1 protein-coding gene is annotated in these 306 nt (G+C 56.9%); it reads left to right on the top strand.

The annotated features are described in order from the left end of the window. On the top strand, positions 1-305 hold a 305-nt coding region (locus E0702_RS16510; protein WP_132045665.1), incomplete at its 5' end, for an exosortase C-terminal domain/associated protein EpsI. Position 306 lies beyond the last annotated feature (1 nt).

The following is a 306-nucleotide window of genomic DNA, read 5'->3' as shown; positions in this document are numbered from 1 at the left end:
ATGAAGTCTCGTTCCCGGATACGGAATATGGCACGTTCGAACTGAACCGCGCCGTCATCCAGAAGGGCCTCGTGAAGCAGCTTGTCTACTACTGGTTTGAGCAGCGCGGGAAGCGTCTGACGAACGATTATGTGGCGAAGGCCTACGTGGTCTACGATGGGCTGATGCACGGTCGGACCGAAGGGGCGATGGTCCGTTTCGTCACCCCGATTTACGGAGATGAAGACGAGGCTCTGGCGGATCAGCGTTTGCAAGAGTTCATGGAAGAGGCACTGGTCAAGCTGCCGCGCTTCGTTCCCCTTTGAA

Source organism: Halomonas marinisediminis (assembly GCF_004347715.1).
Taxonomy (GTDB): domain Bacteria; phylum Pseudomonadota; class Gammaproteobacteria; order Pseudomonadales; family Halomonadaceae; genus Halomonas; species Halomonas icarae.
This window is presented reverse-complemented; position numbering and strand designations above follow the sequence as displayed.